Origin of the sequence: Bradyrhizobium quebecense (genome assembly GCF_013373795.3) — a bacterium.
GTDB lineage: Bacteria > Pseudomonadota > Alphaproteobacteria > Rhizobiales > Xanthobacteraceae > Bradyrhizobium > Bradyrhizobium quebecense.
This window is the reverse complement of the sequence record NZ_CP088022.1, coordinates 2,699,069-2,713,907: the sequence shown is the minus strand read 5'-3', so window position 1 is coordinate 2,713,907 and position 14,839 is coordinate 2,699,069. Positions and strand designations below refer to the sequence as shown.

General features: G+C 64.4%; 12 protein-coding genes. 6 read left to right on the top strand and 6 right to left on the bottom strand.

All coding sequences use genetic code 11. The features are described from left to right. Nucleotides 1-8: 8 nt before the first annotated feature. Entirely contained in the window at nucleotides 9-266 is a 258-nt protein-coding gene (locus HU230_RS13005; RefSeq protein ID WP_176531322.1) for a hypothetical protein, read from the top strand. Between the two features lie 160 nt (nucleotides 267-426). Here HU230_RS13005 and HU230_RS13000 read toward each other — a convergent pair whose 3' ends face one another. Continuing rightward, on the bottom strand, nucleotides 427-681 hold the full coding sequence (locus HU230_RS13000) for a hypothetical protein (protein ID WP_176531323.1): 255 nt from the start codon (nucleotides 679-681) through the stop codon (nucleotides 427-429). Nucleotides 682-774: 93 nt separating this feature from the next. Beyond that, entirely contained in the window at nucleotides 775-975 is a 201-nt protein-coding gene (locus HU230_RS12995) for a DUF3072 domain-containing protein (RefSeq protein WP_224943254.1), read from the bottom strand. A 61-nt stretch (nucleotides 976-1,036) separates the two neighbouring features. Here HU230_RS12995 and HU230_RS12990 point away from each other — a divergent pair, with 61 nt between their 5' ends. Beyond that, nucleotides 1,037-1,357 carry a hypothetical protein gene (locus HU230_RS12990; protein ID WP_176531324.1) on the top strand — a complete coding sequence of 107 codons (321 nt, stop codon included), beginning with the start codon at nucleotides 1,037-1,039 and terminating at the stop codon, nucleotides 1,355-1,357. A 364-nt stretch (nucleotides 1,358-1,721) separates the two neighbouring features. Here the strand turns inward: HU230_RS12990 and HU230_RS12985 are convergent, their stop codons facing one another. Further along, entirely contained in the window at nucleotides 1,722-3,677 is a 1,956-nt protein-coding gene (locus tag HU230_RS12985; RefSeq protein WP_176531325.1) for a PAS domain S-box protein, read from the bottom strand. A 282-nt stretch (nucleotides 3,678-3,959) separates the two neighbouring features. Between HU230_RS12985 and HU230_RS12975 the strand changes: the two genes are divergently transcribed. The 3 genes from HU230_RS12975 to HU230_RS12965 all read left to right on the top strand — a co-directional run bounded on the left by HU230_RS12975 (nucleotide 3,960) and on the right by HU230_RS12965 (nucleotide 13,242). Further along, nucleotides 3,960-10,250 (top strand): HAMP domain-containing protein, encoded by a 6,291-nt coding sequence (locus HU230_RS12975; protein WP_420840861.1) that lies wholly within the window; start codon nucleotides 3,960-3,962, stop codon nucleotides 10,248-10,250. Nucleotides 10,251-10,266: 16 nt separating this feature from the next. After that, nucleotides 10,267-11,760 (top strand): sensor histidine kinase, encoded by a 1,494-nt coding sequence (locus tag HU230_RS12970; protein WP_176535039.1) that lies wholly within the window; start codon nucleotides 10,267-10,269, stop codon nucleotides 11,758-11,760. A gap of 138 nt (nucleotides 11,761-11,898) precedes the next feature. Continuing rightward, complete coding sequence (locus tag HU230_RS12965; RefSeq protein WP_176531326.1) at nucleotides 11,899-13,242, top strand: PQQ-dependent sugar dehydrogenase; 1,344 nt, start codon at nucleotides 11,899-11,901, stop codon at nucleotides 13,240-13,242. A gap of 49 nt (nucleotides 13,243-13,291) precedes the next feature. On the opposite strand, the gene HU230_RS12960 is transcribed toward HU230_RS12965, so the two are convergent. Further along, entirely contained in the window at nucleotides 13,292-13,549 is a 258-nt protein-coding gene (locus tag HU230_RS12960) for a hypothetical protein (RefSeq protein WP_092114459.1), read from the bottom strand. Between the two features lie 196 nt (nucleotides 13,550-13,745). Here HU230_RS12960 and HU230_RS12955 point away from each other — a divergent pair, with 196 nt between their 5' ends. After that, nucleotides 13,746-13,985: an aminoglycoside phosphotransferase family protein gene (locus tag HU230_RS12955; protein ID WP_234633870.1), complete on the top strand. Its 240-nt coding sequence runs from the start codon at nucleotides 13,746-13,748 to the stop codon at nucleotides 13,983-13,985. A gap of 12 nt (nucleotides 13,986-13,997) precedes the next feature. On the opposite strand, the gene HU230_RS12950 is transcribed toward HU230_RS12955, so the two are convergent. Both HU230_RS12950 and HU230_RS12945 read right to left on the bottom strand, forming a co-directional pair. Next, nucleotides 13,998-14,165 carry a hypothetical protein gene (locus HU230_RS12950; protein WP_176531327.1) on the bottom strand — a complete coding sequence of 56 codons (168 nt, stop codon included), beginning with the start codon at nucleotides 14,163-14,165 and terminating at the stop codon, nucleotides 13,998-14,000. Between the two features lie 85 nt (nucleotides 14,166-14,250). After that, the gene (locus tag HU230_RS12945; RefSeq protein ID WP_176531328.1) at nucleotides 14,251-14,721 is read right to left on the bottom strand and encodes a winged helix-turn-helix transcriptional regulator; all 471 of its coding nucleotides are present in this window, start codon (nucleotides 14,719-14,721) and stop codon (nucleotides 14,251-14,253) included. Nucleotides 14,722-14,839 lie beyond the last annotated feature (118 nt).

Genomic DNA, 14,839 nt, shown 5'->3' with positions numbered 1-14,839 from the left:
ACCGCGCCATGGCTGATGTTTCCAAATCCGACACGCCGCTGAAGGCGACATTCAGAGTGCGGCTGAACGGCGAGACGGTAACGCTCGCGACCGTCGGTCAGGCCTACCGCTTCATCAGCAATCTCAGCGCCGTCGAATGGATGGAGTTCCGCTCGCTGCATGACGACGCGCTGGTCGCGCTGGAGCGCGCGGCGGGTAACGCCATGCTGACGGTGCAAGCAACTTCCGCGCTGCGGATGCTGTTCGTCCGCGCCAAATTGCTTTGAAAAGAAATGGGCCGCCTTGGCCCTCCGCGGCGGCCCGAGAGTGCGGCCGAAGCGCATTGCGCACCCGGCCGTTGCGTGTACCGCCGTTACCTTGTTTGCGGCCATAACGAACGGGCCTTACGAAAGGCGCGCCGATTCGGCTGTAGCTGCAACACCACAATCAGTGGCCGACGTCGTCGACGAGGCGGTCGTACACAAGCGCAGAGCGCAGGTTCATCGTTGCGATCCTCAGATAGCTGGGTTCGCGCATGGCGTTGTTGAACATCATGATCGCCGTCTTCCAGTACCCGCGCTCGCGCTGATCAATGTTCAGCGCTGACAGGTAGTCCGCCGCGTCGCCGACGGTTGCGAGTGTTCGCCCGTCTTTCAGCGTGATCGGGAACGCAAGCGGCGACCGCTTCTCCAGCTCCAGCACGAAAGGCTCCCCCAAAAGGCAAACAGCAATAACAGAACAGACCTAGCTGTGCCGCTATATCAAAGCCTTAAGGGAGTGTCCGGGTTGGGCGGTTCAGAAGGAATCCGCCAGTGCGATCTCCGCCCGGAGGGCATCGATGCGCCGTTCGGCTTCCTCCGACGTCAGGTCGCGCGCGTACTGGTTCGGCTGATAGGCCTCCTCGGCCAAGGTCCGCAACCGCAGCGCCTGGGCACGCGACATCAGCCCGCCAAGCCGCTCCGCAACCCCGCCAAATCTCACCGCTACCATGCTCATCGCTCACCTCGCTTGCCGGATCGTGACTTGACAATATGTTCTATTTTTGTTCTAACAAGCCATGGACAACAAGATCAACGAAATTCGTCGTAAGATCAGCACTTTGCGGGCTGAGATGAGCCTGGTCGAGGCTTCGATCCGGGATCAAGTCAACCGCGATCTGGATTGCAGCGAAGCGTCCTACCGGCTGATGGCGATGCGCGCCGAAGTGACCGAGCTCATCGGCCGGTGGAAGGCCGCCGGCGGCGGCGAGCGCCTCCCCACGGTGCGAGAGCGGCTGAGCCGAAGCTTTGCGGATCGTGCCGTTGCGACCGGCAAGCCGGCTCCCGACAAATCGGACAAAGGCAGGCTCATGCCGGGCCAGAGCAACGCGAGGGTTTGATCGGTCCGCCCGAGCGGGAGGGCGCGTCACACACCGGCTCGAGTCCGAATCTGGTTTCGGGGCGGGAACCCTAGCCGCGGGTGGGCATTTTCTTGTGGTGAGAGCCAACACCATAGCATCGCCCAGCGCCATGATCGCCGATCCGACCGCGCCACCGCGGGCATCGATGAATGACGATCGCAGCCCGTTGCTGACGCTGATCTCCTGCATCAGCTGCATCAGGACGATGCGGCTTGAGAGCAGCTCTCCGGGCAGCGAGGGCAGGGACATCCTTCAATATCGCTGCGAACAATGCAGCCGCATCGAACGGGTGCAATTGGTGCGGCGAACCTGGCCAGCGGACCGTTAGCCCTCCGTTTGAAAATTATGACCGCGCTCTCGCTTTTCTGGGCAGATCTTCATTTGCCGGGAGATCGTCCGGCACGCTTTCGGAGCGGTGCCCCGTCAGCTTCGAGAGTTCGCGGCTGAGGTCGTGAATGCGGTACGGCTTGCGCAGGACCGGAAAGTCGGACCGCACGTCGCGCGCACTCTTGCTGTAACCCGTCGTCAGCAGGATCGGCAGCTCGGGCCTCCTGTCCCGGATCGTGCGCGCCAGCTTCAGCCCGTCCATCTTGCCGGGCATCACGATGTCGCTGAACACCACGTCGACCCCGTTGGTCTCGATCTCCGATAAGGCAGCCTCTGCGTTCGAAGCCCAGCGCACGGTGTAGCCGAGCTGTTCGAGCAGGCCCGTGCTCGCATCGGCAACCGCCGGATTGTCCTCGATCAGCAGGACGGTTGCGGAGCCGCGCACGCTGTGGCCCGCAGTCGTCCTCGTTGCGGCCGCGGTCCCGCGCGGGAGGTAGATGCTGACCGTGGTGCCCTTGCCGAGCGTGCTTGCAATCTCGATCCGGCCGTCGGCCTGGTGGGCGAAGCCGTGGACCTGGGACAGTCCGAGGCCGGTCCCTTTGCCGACCGGCTTGGTGGTGAAGAACGGGTCGAAGACCTTGCTCAGCACATCCTGGGGGATGCCTTCGCCGGTATCGGCTACGCCGATGGCCACCTCGGTGGTTGCGGGTACGTTTCGGGCCGAGACCGTCAGTGTACCGCCACCAGCCATCGCGTCCCGCCCATTGACGACAAGGTTGATCAACGCGGTCTCAAACTCGTTCGGGTCGACGGAGACCGGCCAGAGATCCGGCTGGATCTCCATGTTCAGCTTGATCGCGCCGCCGAGCGCGCTGCTCAGCACCTCGCGCACCGCGGTGATCCTGTCGGCGACATCGATGGTCTGCGGGTTGACGCTCTGGCGGCGTGCGAAGGTGAGCAACTGGCTGGTCAGGGATGCGGCGCGCTCGGATGCGGTTTCGATCGCACTCAGGGCAAGCTGGCCGCGCTCGCTCGTCACCTCGCGCTTGATCCGGTGCAGATTGCCCGAAATGATCATCAGGAGGTTGTTGAAGTCGTGCGCGACGCCGCCGGTCAATTGGCCCAGCGCATCCATCTTCTGCGATTCCGCGAGCTGTCGCTGCACCAGTTCGAGCTTCTGCTGCGCCTCACGCCGCTCGGAAATGTCCCGCGTGATCTTGGCAAAGCCGACCAGGCTGCCGTCGCTGTCGCGGATCGGATCGATCACGACGCTGGCCCAGAAGAACGAGCCGTCCTTGCGGACCCGCCAGCCGTCCTCCTCGTAGTGCCCGGTCTCTTCCGCGATCTTGAGCGCACGGGCCGGCTTGCCCGCGGCCTGGTCGGCCGGTGTGTAGAAGCGTGCGAAGCTCTGGCCGATGATTTCGCCGGGCGAGTAGCCCTTGATGCGCTCGCCGCCGGCGTTCCAGTTGGCGACGATGCCGGCCGGCGTCAGCATGTACAGCGCGTAGTCGGTGACGTTGCTCACCAGCAGGCGGAACTGGCTTTCGCTGGCGTCGAGATCCGCGCGCGCCTGTCGGCGCTCGGTCACGTCGCGGGTGACCATCGCGTAGCCGATCAGCTTGCGCTTCTCGTAGATCGGATCGATGACGACAGAGGCGTAGAATTGCGAGCCATCCTTGCGGATGCACCAGCCCTCGGCCACGGCGTGCTTTTCCTTCCGCGCCATCTGCAACGCCTTGGCGGGAAGGCCCGATGCACGATCCTCCGCGGGATAGAAGACCGAGAAGTGCTTGCCGAGGATCGCCTTGGCCGGATAGCCGGTGATGCGCTCGGCGCCGTTGTTCCAGTTGGTCACCCGTCCATCGGGGTCGAGCGTCCAAATCCCATAATCAATTGCCCCTCCAGCCAACAGCCGGAAGCTGCGCTCGCTTTCGAAAATGCCCCGCTTGAGCTGATCTGATTTCTTAACCATCACCAATCCTGCCAACGCCGGGAACGTTCCGGCGAGGCCAATGTTCCAATGCGATCAAATGCGCCGATCGGGCCAAGCAATACGAATGGCTTACGCTACTGCGCAAAAAGTTCCAATGCGCCTTGGAACTTTTGGTTCCATCGACGATTAAGCCCCTCGGTTTGCGTCACAAATCGCGGTTTTGGCGTTTTCCCGCTTGAATAGATCAAGGGCAGTCATTCTTATAGTCACACTGGCTTCTCCGAGTCCGTGGATTCGTGGCCAGCGCGTAGGGGAAATTACATGACCGATCTCGGTTCGCCGCCTCGTCCCCGTGCTGATACACGCCGCGCCCAATCATCGAACGGAAGCCTCGATTCCTCGCACGATCTGCTGCAATCGCTGCAGGCGATGCGCGGTGGCGACTTCTCGGTTCGGATGCGTGGCGACTATCTCGGTATCGACGGCAAGATCGCGGACGCCTTCAACGAAATCGCAGCCGCCAATGAGCGCATGGCGCAGCAATTGGCGCGCGTCGGACAGGTCGTCGGCCGTGAGGGGCAGACCCGCCAGCGCGTCAATTTCGGCCTCGCCAGTGGCGCCTGGGCCGACATGGAAAGCTCGGTCAACACCCTGATCGATGATTTGCTGTGGCCGACCCGCGAGGTCACCCGCGCGGTCGCCGCGGTGGCGCAGGGCGACCTGCTGCAGACCGTGCAGCTCGACGTCGAGGGCAGGCCGCTGCGCGGCGAATTCCTGCAGTCGGCGAACATCGTCAACACGATGATCAAGCAGCTCTCGGTGTTTACCTCCGAGGTCACGCGCGTGGCCCGCGAAGTCGGTACCGAGGGCAAGCTCGGCGGCCAGGCCCAGGTGCCGGAAGTGACCGGCGTCTGGAAGGACCTGACCGAGAGCGTCAACTCGATGGCCAACAACCTGACCGGCCAGGTCCGCAACATCGCCGAGGTGACGATCGCGGTCGCCAACGGCGACTTGTCCAAGAAGATCACGGTCGACGTGCGCGGCGAGATCCTACAGCTGAAGGAGGCCATCAACACGATGGTCGATCAGCTGCGGTCATTCGCCTCGGAAGTGACGCGCGTGGCGCGCGAGGTCGGTACCGACGGCAAGCTCGGCGGCCAGGCGATCGTGCCCGGCGTTGCCGGCACCTGGAAGGACCTCACCGACTCGGTGAACGCGATGTGCGGCAACCTGACCGCCCAGGTCCGCAACATCGCCAACGTGACCACGGCCGTGGCGCGCGGCGACCTGTCGCGCAAGATCACGGTCGACGTCAGCGGCGAGATCCTCGAGTTGAAGGACACCATCAACACGATGGTGGACCAGCTCAACTCGTTTGCGTCGGAAGTGACGCGCGTGGCGCGCGAAGTCGGCACCGAAGGCAAGCTCGGCGGCCAGGCCCAGGTGCCCGGCGTCGCCGGCACCTGGAAGGACCTCACCGACAACGTCAACTTCATGGCGTCGAACCTGACCGCCCAGGTCCGCAACATCGCCGACGTCGCGACCGCGATCGCCGGCGGCGACCTGTCGAAGAAGATCACGGTGAACGTATCGGGCGAGATCCTTCAGCTGAAGGAAACGCTGAACACGATGGTCGACCAGCTCAATGCGTTTGCGTCGGAAGTGACGCGCGTGGCGCGCGAGGTCGGCACCGAAGGCAAGCTCGGCGGCCAGGCCAACGTGCTCGGCGTCGCCGGAACCTGGAAGGACCTCACCGACAACGTCAACTTCATGGCGTCGAACCTGACCGCGCAGGTCCGCAATATCGCCGGCGTCACCACCGCGGTCGCCAACGGCGACCTCTCGAAGAAGATCACGGTGGACGTGCGCGGTGAAATCCTCGAGCTGAAGGACACCATCAACACGATGGTGGACCAGCTCAACGCCTTCGCCGGCGAGGTGACGCGCGTGGCGCGCGAGGTTGGCACCGAGGGCAAGCTCGGCGGCCAGGCCGAGGTGCGCGGCGTCGCGGGCACCTGGAAGGATTTGACCGACAGCGTCAACTCGATGGCCTCGAACCTGACGGCACAGGTCCGCAACATCGCCGAGGTCGCGACCGCGGTGGCGAAGGGCGACCTGTCGAAGAAGATCACCGTGAACGTGTCGGGCGAAATCCTTCAGCTGAAGGAAACGCTCAACACGATGGTGGACCAGCTCAACGCCTTCGCCGGCGAAGTGACGCGCGTGGCGCGCGAGGTCGGCACCGACGGCAAGCTCGGCGGCCAGGCCGAGGTGCCTGGCGTCGCCGGCACCTGGAAGGATTTGACCGACAGCGTCAACTCGATGGCCGGCAACCTGACGGCGCAGGTCCGCAACATCGCGGAAGTCGCGACCGCGATCGCCGGCGGCGACCTGTCGCGCAAGATCACGGTCGACGTCCGCGGCGAAATCCTTCAGCTGAAGGAAACGCTGAACACGATGGTCGACCAGCTCAACCGCTTCGCGGGCGAGGTGACGCGCGTGGCGCGCGAGGTCGGCACCGACGGCAGCCTCGGCGGCCAGGCCAACGTGCCCGGTGTCGCCGGCACCTGGAAGGACCTCACCGACAGCGTCAACTCGATGGCCGGCAATCTGACGGCGCAGGTCCGCAACATCGCCGAAGTGACGACCGCCGTGGCGCGCGGCGACCTGTCGCGCAAGATCACGGTCGACGTGAAGGGGGAAATCCTCGAGCTGAAGAACACCATCAATACGATGGTCGACCAGCTCAACGGCTTCGCCGGCGAGGTGACGCGCGTGGCGCGCGAGGTCGGCACCGAAGGCAAGCTCGGCGGCCAGGCCGAAGTGCCCGGCGTCGCCGGCACGTGGAAGGACCTCACCGACAACGTCAACTTCATGGCGTCGAATCTCACGGCGCAGGTCCGCAACATCGCCGAGGTCGCGACCGCGATCGCCGGCGGCGATCTGTCGAAGAAGATCACGGTGGACGTGCGCGGCGAAATCCTGCTGCTCAAGGACACCTTGAACACGATGGTCGAGCAGCTGCGCTCGTTCGCCGCCGAAGTGACGCGCGTGGCGCGCGAGGTCGGCACCGAGGGACGGTTGGGCGGCCAGGCCGTGGTGCCCGGCGTCGGCGGTACCTGGAAGGACCTCACCGACAACGTCAACCTCTTGGCCGCGAACCTGACCACGCAGGTCCGCAACATCGCCGAAGTGACGACCGCCGTGGCGCGCGGCGACCTGTCGCGCAAGATCACGGTCGACGTGAAGGGGGAAATCCTCGAGCTGAAGAACACCATCAACACGATGGTGGACCAGCTCAACGCCTTCGCCGGCGAGGTGACGCGCGTCGCGCGCGAGGTCGGCACCGAGGGCAAGCTGGGCGGTCAGGCCGAGGTGCGCGGCGTTGCCGGCACCTGGAAGGACCTCACCGACACCGTCAACGTCATGGCGGCGAACCTGACCGAGCAAGTGCGCGGCATCGTCAAGGTGGTGACCGCGGTCGCCAATGGCGACCTGAAGCAAAACCTGACGGTGAAGTCGAAGGGCGAGGTGGCAGCGCTCGCTGACACCATCAACAACATGACGGAGACGCTTGCGACCTTCGCCGAACAGGTGACCAGCGTGGCGCGCGAGGTCGGCGTCGAGGGACGGCTCGGCGGTCAGGCCAACGTGCCCGGCACCGAAGGCACCTGGAAGGACTTGACCGGCAACGTCAACCTGCTCGCGGCCAACCTGACCTCCCAGGTGCGCGCGATCGCGGAAGTGGCGACCGCCGTGACCAAGGGCGACCTGACGCGCTCGATCCAGGTCGACGTGCGCGGCGAAGTCGCGGAGCTCAAGGACAACATCAACACGATGATCGGTAACCTCCGTCTCACCACGGAGCGCAACACCGAGCAGGACTGGCTGAAGACCAATCTGGCGCGCTTCACCAACATGCTGCAGGGCCAGCGCGATCTTGCGACCGTCGGCCGCCTGCTGCTGACCGAGCTGGCGCCGCTGATCAACGCGCATATGGGCGTGATCTACCAGGTCGACAATCCCGAGAATGCGCAGCTGCGCTTGCTGTCGGCCTATGCCAGCGACAGCAGCAATCCGCATCCGCAGATCGTGCAGTTCGGCGAGGGACTGATCGGCCAGTGCGCACTCGACAAGCGCCAGCGCCTCGTCTCCGATATCCCCGGCGATGCGGTGCCGATCAATTCGGCGCTGATGCGGATCATGCCGAAGAACCTCGTCGTATTCCCGGTGCTGTTCGAGAACCAGGTCAAGGCGGTGATCGAGCTGTCCTCGATCTCGTCGTTCACGACATCGCAGATCACCTTCCTCGAACAGCTGACCGACAGCATCGGCATCGTGCTCAACAGTATCGAGGCGACGATGCAGACCGAGGCGCTGCTCAAGCAGTCGCAGCAGCTCGCCGGCGAATTGCAGACCCAGCAGAAGGAGTTGCAGCAGACCAACGACCAGCTCGAGCAGAAGGCCCAGCAGCTTGCCGAACGCAATGTCGACGTCGAGCGCAAGAATCAGGAAATCGAGCAGGCCCGCCGCGCGCTGGAAGAGAAGGCGACCGAGCTGTCGCTGACCTCGAAGTACAAGTCCGAATTCCTCGCCAACATGTCGCACGAGCTGCGCACGCCGCTGAACTCGATCCTGATCCTGGGCCAGCAGCTCACCGAGAATCCGGACGGCAATTTGACTAGCAAGCAGGTCGAGTTCGCCCGCACCATTCATGGCGCCGGCACCGACCTGCTGAACCTGATCAGCGATATCCTTGATCTGTCCAAGATCGAGTCCGGCACGGTGACGGTCGACGCCGAGGAAATCCTCACCTCGAGTCTGCTGGAGACCGTCGGGCGGCCGTTCCGGCACGAGGCGGAGAACCGGCATCTCTCCTTCAGCATCGATGTCGACGCCAACCTTGCGCGCAGCATGGTGACCGACTCCAAGCGGCTGCAGCAGGTGCTGAAGAATCTGCTGTCCAACGCATTCAAGTTCACCGCGGAGGGCGGCGTCAGCCTGACCGTGTCGGCTGCACTCGGCGGCTGGAGCGCCGAGCATCCGATCCTGAACGCCGCACCAGCCGTGGTCGCATTCGAAGTGTCGGATACCGGCATCGGTATTCCCCAGGACAAGCAGAAGCTGATCTTCGAGGCGTTCCAGCAGGCCGACGCCGGCACCAGCCGCAAGTATGGCGGCACGGGCCTTGGCCTTGCCATCAGCCGCGAGCTGGCCGGACTGCTCGGCGGCGAGATCCATCTGCGAAGCGCACCGAGCAAGGGTTCGACCTTCACGCTCTATCTGCCGCTGAAATATGCCGGACCGTCGGCCGCCCTGCGCCCGCCGGCGCAGGCGCTGGCGATGCCGCACACGGCGGCGCCGTCGCTGCAATCGTCCGGCACACAGGAGCGGGTGATCGAGCAGCTGCCGGACGACCGGCTCGATCTCGAGCCCGGCGACACGATCCTCTTGATCGTCGAGGACGACCCGCATTACGCGCGGGTGCTGATCGATCTGGCGCGCGACAAGGGCTTCAAGGTTCTGGTCGCAAGCCGGGGCGCCGAGGCGCTGGATCTCGCCAAGCAGTTCCAGCCGAGCGCGGTTTCGCTCGACGTCTTCCTGCCCGACATGCTGGGCTGGACGGTGCTGAGCCAGCTCAAGCACAATCCGCTCACTCGTCACATTCCAGTCCAGGTCATTACGCTCGACGAGGACCGGCAACATGCGCTGGCGCGCGGCGCGTTCTCCTTCGTCAACAAGCCGACCACGACCGAGGGCGTCAGCGCGGCGCTGTCGCAGATCAAGGAATACGCCAGACCGCGTCGCAAGCGCCTGCTGATCGTGGAGGACAATGCGGCGGAGCAGCTCAGCATCACCGAGTTGCTCGGCCACGAGGATATCGAGATCGTGACCAGCGGAACCGGAGCAGGGGCGCTCTCAACGTTGCGCGAGCATCCGTGCGACTGTGTCGTGCTCGACCTGCGGCTGCCCGACATGAGCGGCTTCGAGGTGCTGGATCAGATCCGCAAGGATGAGACGCTCTCCAATATCCCCGTTGTGGTGTTTACGGGGCGGGAACTTTCGGCCGAAGAGGACGCGGAACTGCACACGATGGCGCGCAGCATCGTCGTCAAAGGTGTGGAGTCGCCAGAACGTCTGCTCGACGAAACGTCACTGTTCCTGCACCGTGTGATCACGGAATTGCCTGTCGAAAAACAGAGGATGCTGGAGAAGCTCAATAGTTCCGATGAGGATCTTATTGGCAAGACCGCGCTCCTGGTCGACGACGACGCCCGCAACATCTTCGCGCTGTCGAGCGTGCTGGAGCGGCGTGGTATGAAGGTGTTGACTGCGACAACCGGTCACGAGGCGATCTCGCTGGTCGAGTCCAATCCGAAGATCGCGATCGTGCTGATGGACATCATGATGCCGCAGATGGACGGTTACCAGACCATCGGCGCCATCCGGCAAAATCCCGCCTTTGCGCGGCTGCCGATCATCGCGCTGACCGCGAAGGCGATGAAAGGTGACCGGGAGAAATGCCTGGAGGCAGGCGCATCCGATTATCTGGCGAAACCCGTGAACACCGAGCAATTGCTGCTGGCGATCCGCATGTGGCTGCACCGCTGATCGGCGATCGATTATGATGGACCATGAAAAGGTAAACATCCTTCTGGTCGATGACCAGCCGGCCAAGCTGCTGGCCTATGAGGTCATCTTGAAGGAGCTCGGCGAGACGCTCGTGGCCGCTTCGTCGGGCCGCGAGGCGCTGGAGTTCCTGCTCAAGAACGAAGTCGCGGTCATCCTGGTCGACGTCTGCATGCCCGAGCTCGACGGCTTCGAGCTCGCCGCGATGATCCGCGAGCATCCGCGCTTTCAAAAGACCGCGATGATTTTCATCTCGGCAATCCAGGTCAGCGACATTGATCGGCTGCGCGGCTACGAAATGGGCGCGGTCGATTACGTGCCGGTGCCGGTCGTGCCGGAAGTATTGCGCGCAAAAATCCGCGTGTTCGCCGAGCTCTACCGCAAGACGCGGCAACTCGAACGCCTCAACGCCGAGCTCGAGGACCGCGTGCGCGCCCGCACCGCCGAGCTCGAGCAGTCGACCACACGGCTGGTCGAGAGCGAGGCGCGCCGCAGCATGGCGATTGCCGCGGGCAAGATGGGCTCGTGGGACTGGGACTGGGTCAACGGCGACTGGATGTGGGACGAGGGGCAATACAAGATCTTCGGCGTCGATCCGAAATCCTTTGCGCTGACCTCCGACAATATCCAAAGGCTGTTTCATCCCGACGATGTCGAGAAACTCCGGCAGGGCTGGACCGGCTTCGGCAACGGCCACTCATCTTATGAGGCCGAATTCCGCGTCGTGCGGCCGGACGGCGAGATCCGCTGGTGCGTCGGCACGGCTGCGGCGACCAGCGACAGGAGCGGCAGGGTGGTGCGGGTCAGCGGCGTCACCGTCGACATCACCGATCGCAAGAAGGCCGAGGAACGGCAGAGCCTGTTGACCCGCGAGGTCGACCATCGCGCCAAGAATGCGCTTGCGCTGGCGCAGTCGATCGTGCGCCTGACGCGCGCGCAGAACGTGACCGCCTATGTGCGGGCGGTCGAGGGCCGCATCACGGCGCTGGCGCGCGTTCACACCGTGCTGTCGCTGTCGAGCTGGCAGGGCGCCGAAATCCGGCGGCTGGTGACCGAGGAGATTGCGCCTTATTCCGAGGCCGGACAGATCCGGATCGCCGGCGGAGAGGTGCAGTTGCAGCCCGCGACCGCGCAGACGCTGGCACTGGCGTTGCATGAGCTCGTCACCAACTCCGCCAAATATGGCAGCCTGTCGGTGTTGCCGGGCCGGCTCGCGATCACCTGGGAAGTGGAGGACGAGACGCTGATCCTGGCCTGGGTGGAATCCGGCGGGCCTCCGGTGACCAAGCCGAAGCAGAAAGGCTTCGGCACACGAAGTGTCATTGCCAGCATCGAGACCCAGCTCGGCGGACGGGCCGATTTCGATTGGCGCACCGAGGGCCTGATCTGCCGGCTCACGGTTCCCCTCAAGCCGCTTGTTGGAGACACGCCGGCGTTCCGCGAACCGACGACGGCCGAGCGCAAGCCCATGGTCAGTTCCCGGGCCGTGTAGTGCATGCTGCGGAGCGCTCGCCTGTTGATGCGACGGCGCTTCCCAACGGCCAACGATACAGAGGACATTGTGAATGCATCCTGCGCGCGAACTGCGCTATGAGCGGCGCATCTGACAGGGACCTCGCGCGAGGAGCAAATGCGTAAGACAAACCTTGCCGGCGTGAGCATTTCCGTCGTCATCCTCGCAGCGACCAGCATCGCGCGGTCGGGCGCTGAACCTGTGCTGAAGGGCGCGGAGGCCTTCGGCGACTGGCAGCGCGACAGACCGGGCACGGTGCGTCTGATCACGCCGCAGGACTTGCCCAAGCCGGGGGCAACGGCCTCCAGCAGCAACTCATCCCGCATCGTGTCGCGCCCCGCATCGGCGGCGCCGCAGGTGCCGGCGGGGTTCAAGGTCGAGTTGTTTGCGAGCGGGCTGAGCGGTCCGCGGATTATCCGGACCGCGCCCAACGGCGATATCTTCGTCGTGGAAACCAGCTCCGGCCGCATCCGTGTCCTGCGCAACGCCGACGGCGCCACCAAGCCGGCGACCAATGAGGTCTACGCAACCGGGCTGAACCGGCCGTTCGGCATCGCGTTCTTTCCAAACGGCGACAATCCGCAATGGCTCTATGTCGCCAACACCGACAGCGTCGTGCGCTTTGCCTACCGCAACGGCGATCTCAGGGCGCCGGGAAAGCCTGAGAGCATCGTCGCAAACCTTCCTCACGGCTACGGCCATTCCACGCGTGACATCGTGTTCACGCCCGACGACAAGCGGATGCTGGTGTCGGTGGGCTCCGTCGGCAACGCGGGCGAGGGCCTTGGCCGGCCGCCGGAAGGTATCGAGAGCTGGAGTCGCGATCACGCGCTTGGCGCCGCCTGGGGATCGGAAACCGACCGTGCGGCTGTGCTGGCCTTCGATCCCGACGGCAAGAACCGGAAACTGTTCGCCACCGGTATCCGCAACTGCGTCGGACTTGCGATCCAGCCTGGAAGCGGCACGCCCTGGTGTTCGACCAACGAGCGCGACGGCCGCGGCGACAATCTCGTGCCCGACTATGTGACGCGTATCCGCGAGGGCGCGTTCTACGGCTGGCCCTGGTACTATATTGGTGCCAACGAAGACCCCGCGCATGCCGGCGCGCGGCCCGACCTCAAGGACAAGGTGACTACTCCCGACGTGTTGTTGCAGGCGCACTCGGCCTCACTCGGCCTGACCTTTTACACCGGCAGCAGCTTTCCGGCCGAATATCGCGGCGACGGGTTTGCAGCCGAACACGGCTCGTGGAATCGCGCGAAGCGCACCGGCTACAAGGTCATTCGCATCAGGTTGAAGAACGGTCTGCCGACCGGCGAGTACGAGGATTTCGTCACCGGCTTCGTCATCGGTGACAATGAGGTCTGGGGCCGTCCGGTGGGTGTCACCGTGGCGCGGGACGGCGCGCTGCTGGTCTCCGAAGACGGCAACGGCACGATCTGGCGCGTCAGCCACGACTAGCCGTTCGACCTTCACGCGGCTCTTCAGGGCGCCGCCGCGACGGCGGCCGCTACCCAAGTCCGTCCTTGAGACCGTATTCCTCATAGATGGTCAGGGGATCGGTATCGGGAAACAACCGGCACTTGGCTTGCGCAAGATGCAGCGTGACGGCTCCGGCCTCACATCTCGCGGTCAGGAGCTTGCGGACGTCCTCCATATGCGCGCGCGGCTGATGCTTCGACGGCAACTGTTCGAGCGCGACCAGCGCGGTGGCCAGAGCTTCCGTGACCACCCAATCGTCGTGTCCGGTAATTCCCTTTCGCGGCATCACCACACCCTCCGTCGCACCGGCTGCTACATTGTAGCGCGAGATGGGTGGGGGCTGTCATCAGCCAACATGGGCAGGGCGGCCAGGAACTGGTTGCCGCGGCCTGCCACGACGCGCCGCACGGAACCAGCGTGGCAGCGCGCGCAGGCAATGCTAACGACCGTTACGTCCCTTGATCACCCAGTCAGCCCGCCCGATGTTCGAACCCTATCTCTCGGCCTGGAGCCTCGTCCCCGACGGCGATCCGATCGTGACGCACGCCGCGCGGTTGCTACCGGTGCGGCGGCACGGCGAACCGGCAATGCTCAAGCTCTCGAACGAACCGGACGAGCGGCTCGGCGCCATCGTCATGGAGTGGTGGGATGACGATCCGCTCGCCGAAATCGACCTGCAGATTGCAAAACTTGCCGCGTCTGAGCTCGACCGGATGGCGTAGGTTGCGCAGCGACTACGCCGCGGCAGCGCTGGCTCCGCTCAGCGACACACTCAAGATCCGCCATTTCGATATGTCGAAGAAGTAGGCGGCCTTGATACGCGCGGACGCGGGATCCGGCGCCTGAATCGCCGTGTGGAATTTCCGCTCCCCATCGCTCAGCGAAATCCGGAATGTCTGCATTGGTCGAACCTCCACGCGCGGATGCTGCGGCAAGGAGGGTTAAGATCCGGTTGCTGGCCGCGGTCCGGCGTAGCGCACGCGCGTCTCACGCGTTGCCGTTCCCATGGGAAGCCCGCGGCAGCCGCACCATCGTGTCTTCTGCGCCGACGACGCGTCCGTCCTGCGCTCTCAGCTCGAGGCGGCGCACCGGCAGTCCATTCTTTCGATCAACCAGCAGCACATGCGCTTCGTCGGGCTCGAAGAAGAAATCCTCACCCCACTGCCGGAGCGCGACGAGGAGCGGGAACAGCCCGCGTCCCTTTTCGGTCAGCACATATTCCTGGTACGGGCTGCCGTCCGCTGCAGGCACGGTCTCCATGATTCCGTGCGCCAGCAGATTACGGAGCCGGGCGGAGAGGATGTTCTTGGCAAGCCCGAGGCTCTTCTGAAATTCGCCGAACCGGCGCAGCCCGTCGAATGCATCGCGGACGATCAGCAGCGACCACCAGTCTCCGATCGCATCCAGCGGCCGGGCCACGCCGCACATCGAGTCCCTGTGGCTCACTCGCTTCGCCATCGTGGTCCGCCTGACGCTCCTCGATCGGTGCGCGGCCCGAAAGACCGCCCGGTCGGGGCTCGGTATATCGGTTGCAAAGTAAAACCGCAAGCGATAGACAATGGTTTCAATCTAAAAC

Bases quoted from the DNA above. Each gene is read 5' to 3' on its own strand.
- HU230_RS12965 (WP_176531326.1), top strand. From the start codon at position 11,899: ATGCGTAAGACAAACCTTGCCGGCGTGAGCATTTCCGTCGTCATCCTC.
- HU230_RS12990 (WP_176531324.1), top strand. From the start codon at position 1,037: ATGGACAACAAGATCAACGAAATTCGTCGTAAGATCAGCACTTTGCGG.
- HU230_RS12950 (WP_176531327.1), bottom strand. From the start codon at position 14,165: ATGCAGACATTCCGGATTTCGCTGAGCGATGGGGAGCGGAAATTCCAC.
- HU230_RS13005 (WP_176531322.1), top strand. From the start codon at position 9: ATGGCTGATGTTTCCAAATCCGACACGCCGCTGAAGGCGACATTCAGA.
- HU230_RS12985 (WP_176531325.1), bottom strand. From the start codon at position 3,677: ATGGTTAAGAAATCAGATCAGCTCAAGCGGGGCATTTTCGAAAGCGAG.
- HU230_RS12995 (WP_224943254.1), bottom strand. From the start codon at position 975: ATGAGCATGGTAGCGGTGAGATTTGGCGGGGTTGCGGAGCGGCTTGGC.
- HU230_RS12960 (WP_092114459.1), bottom strand. From the start codon at position 13,549: ATGCCGCGAAAGGGAATTACCGGACACGACGATTGGGTGGTCACGGAA.
- HU230_RS12955 (WP_234633870.1), top strand. From the start codon at position 13,746: ATGTTCGAACCCTATCTCTCGGCCTGGAGCCTCGTCCCCGACGGCGAT.
- HU230_RS12970 (WP_176535039.1), top strand. From the start codon at position 10,267: ATGGACCATGAAAAGGTAAACATCCTTCTGGTCGATGACCAGCCGGCC.
- HU230_RS12975 (WP_420840861.1), top strand. From the start codon at position 3,960: ATGACCGATCTCGGTTCGCCGCCTCGTCCCCGTGCTGATACACGCCGC.
- HU230_RS12945 (WP_176531328.1), bottom strand. From the start codon at position 14,721: ATGGCGAAGCGAGTGAGCCACAGGGACTCGATGTGCGGCGTGGCCCGG.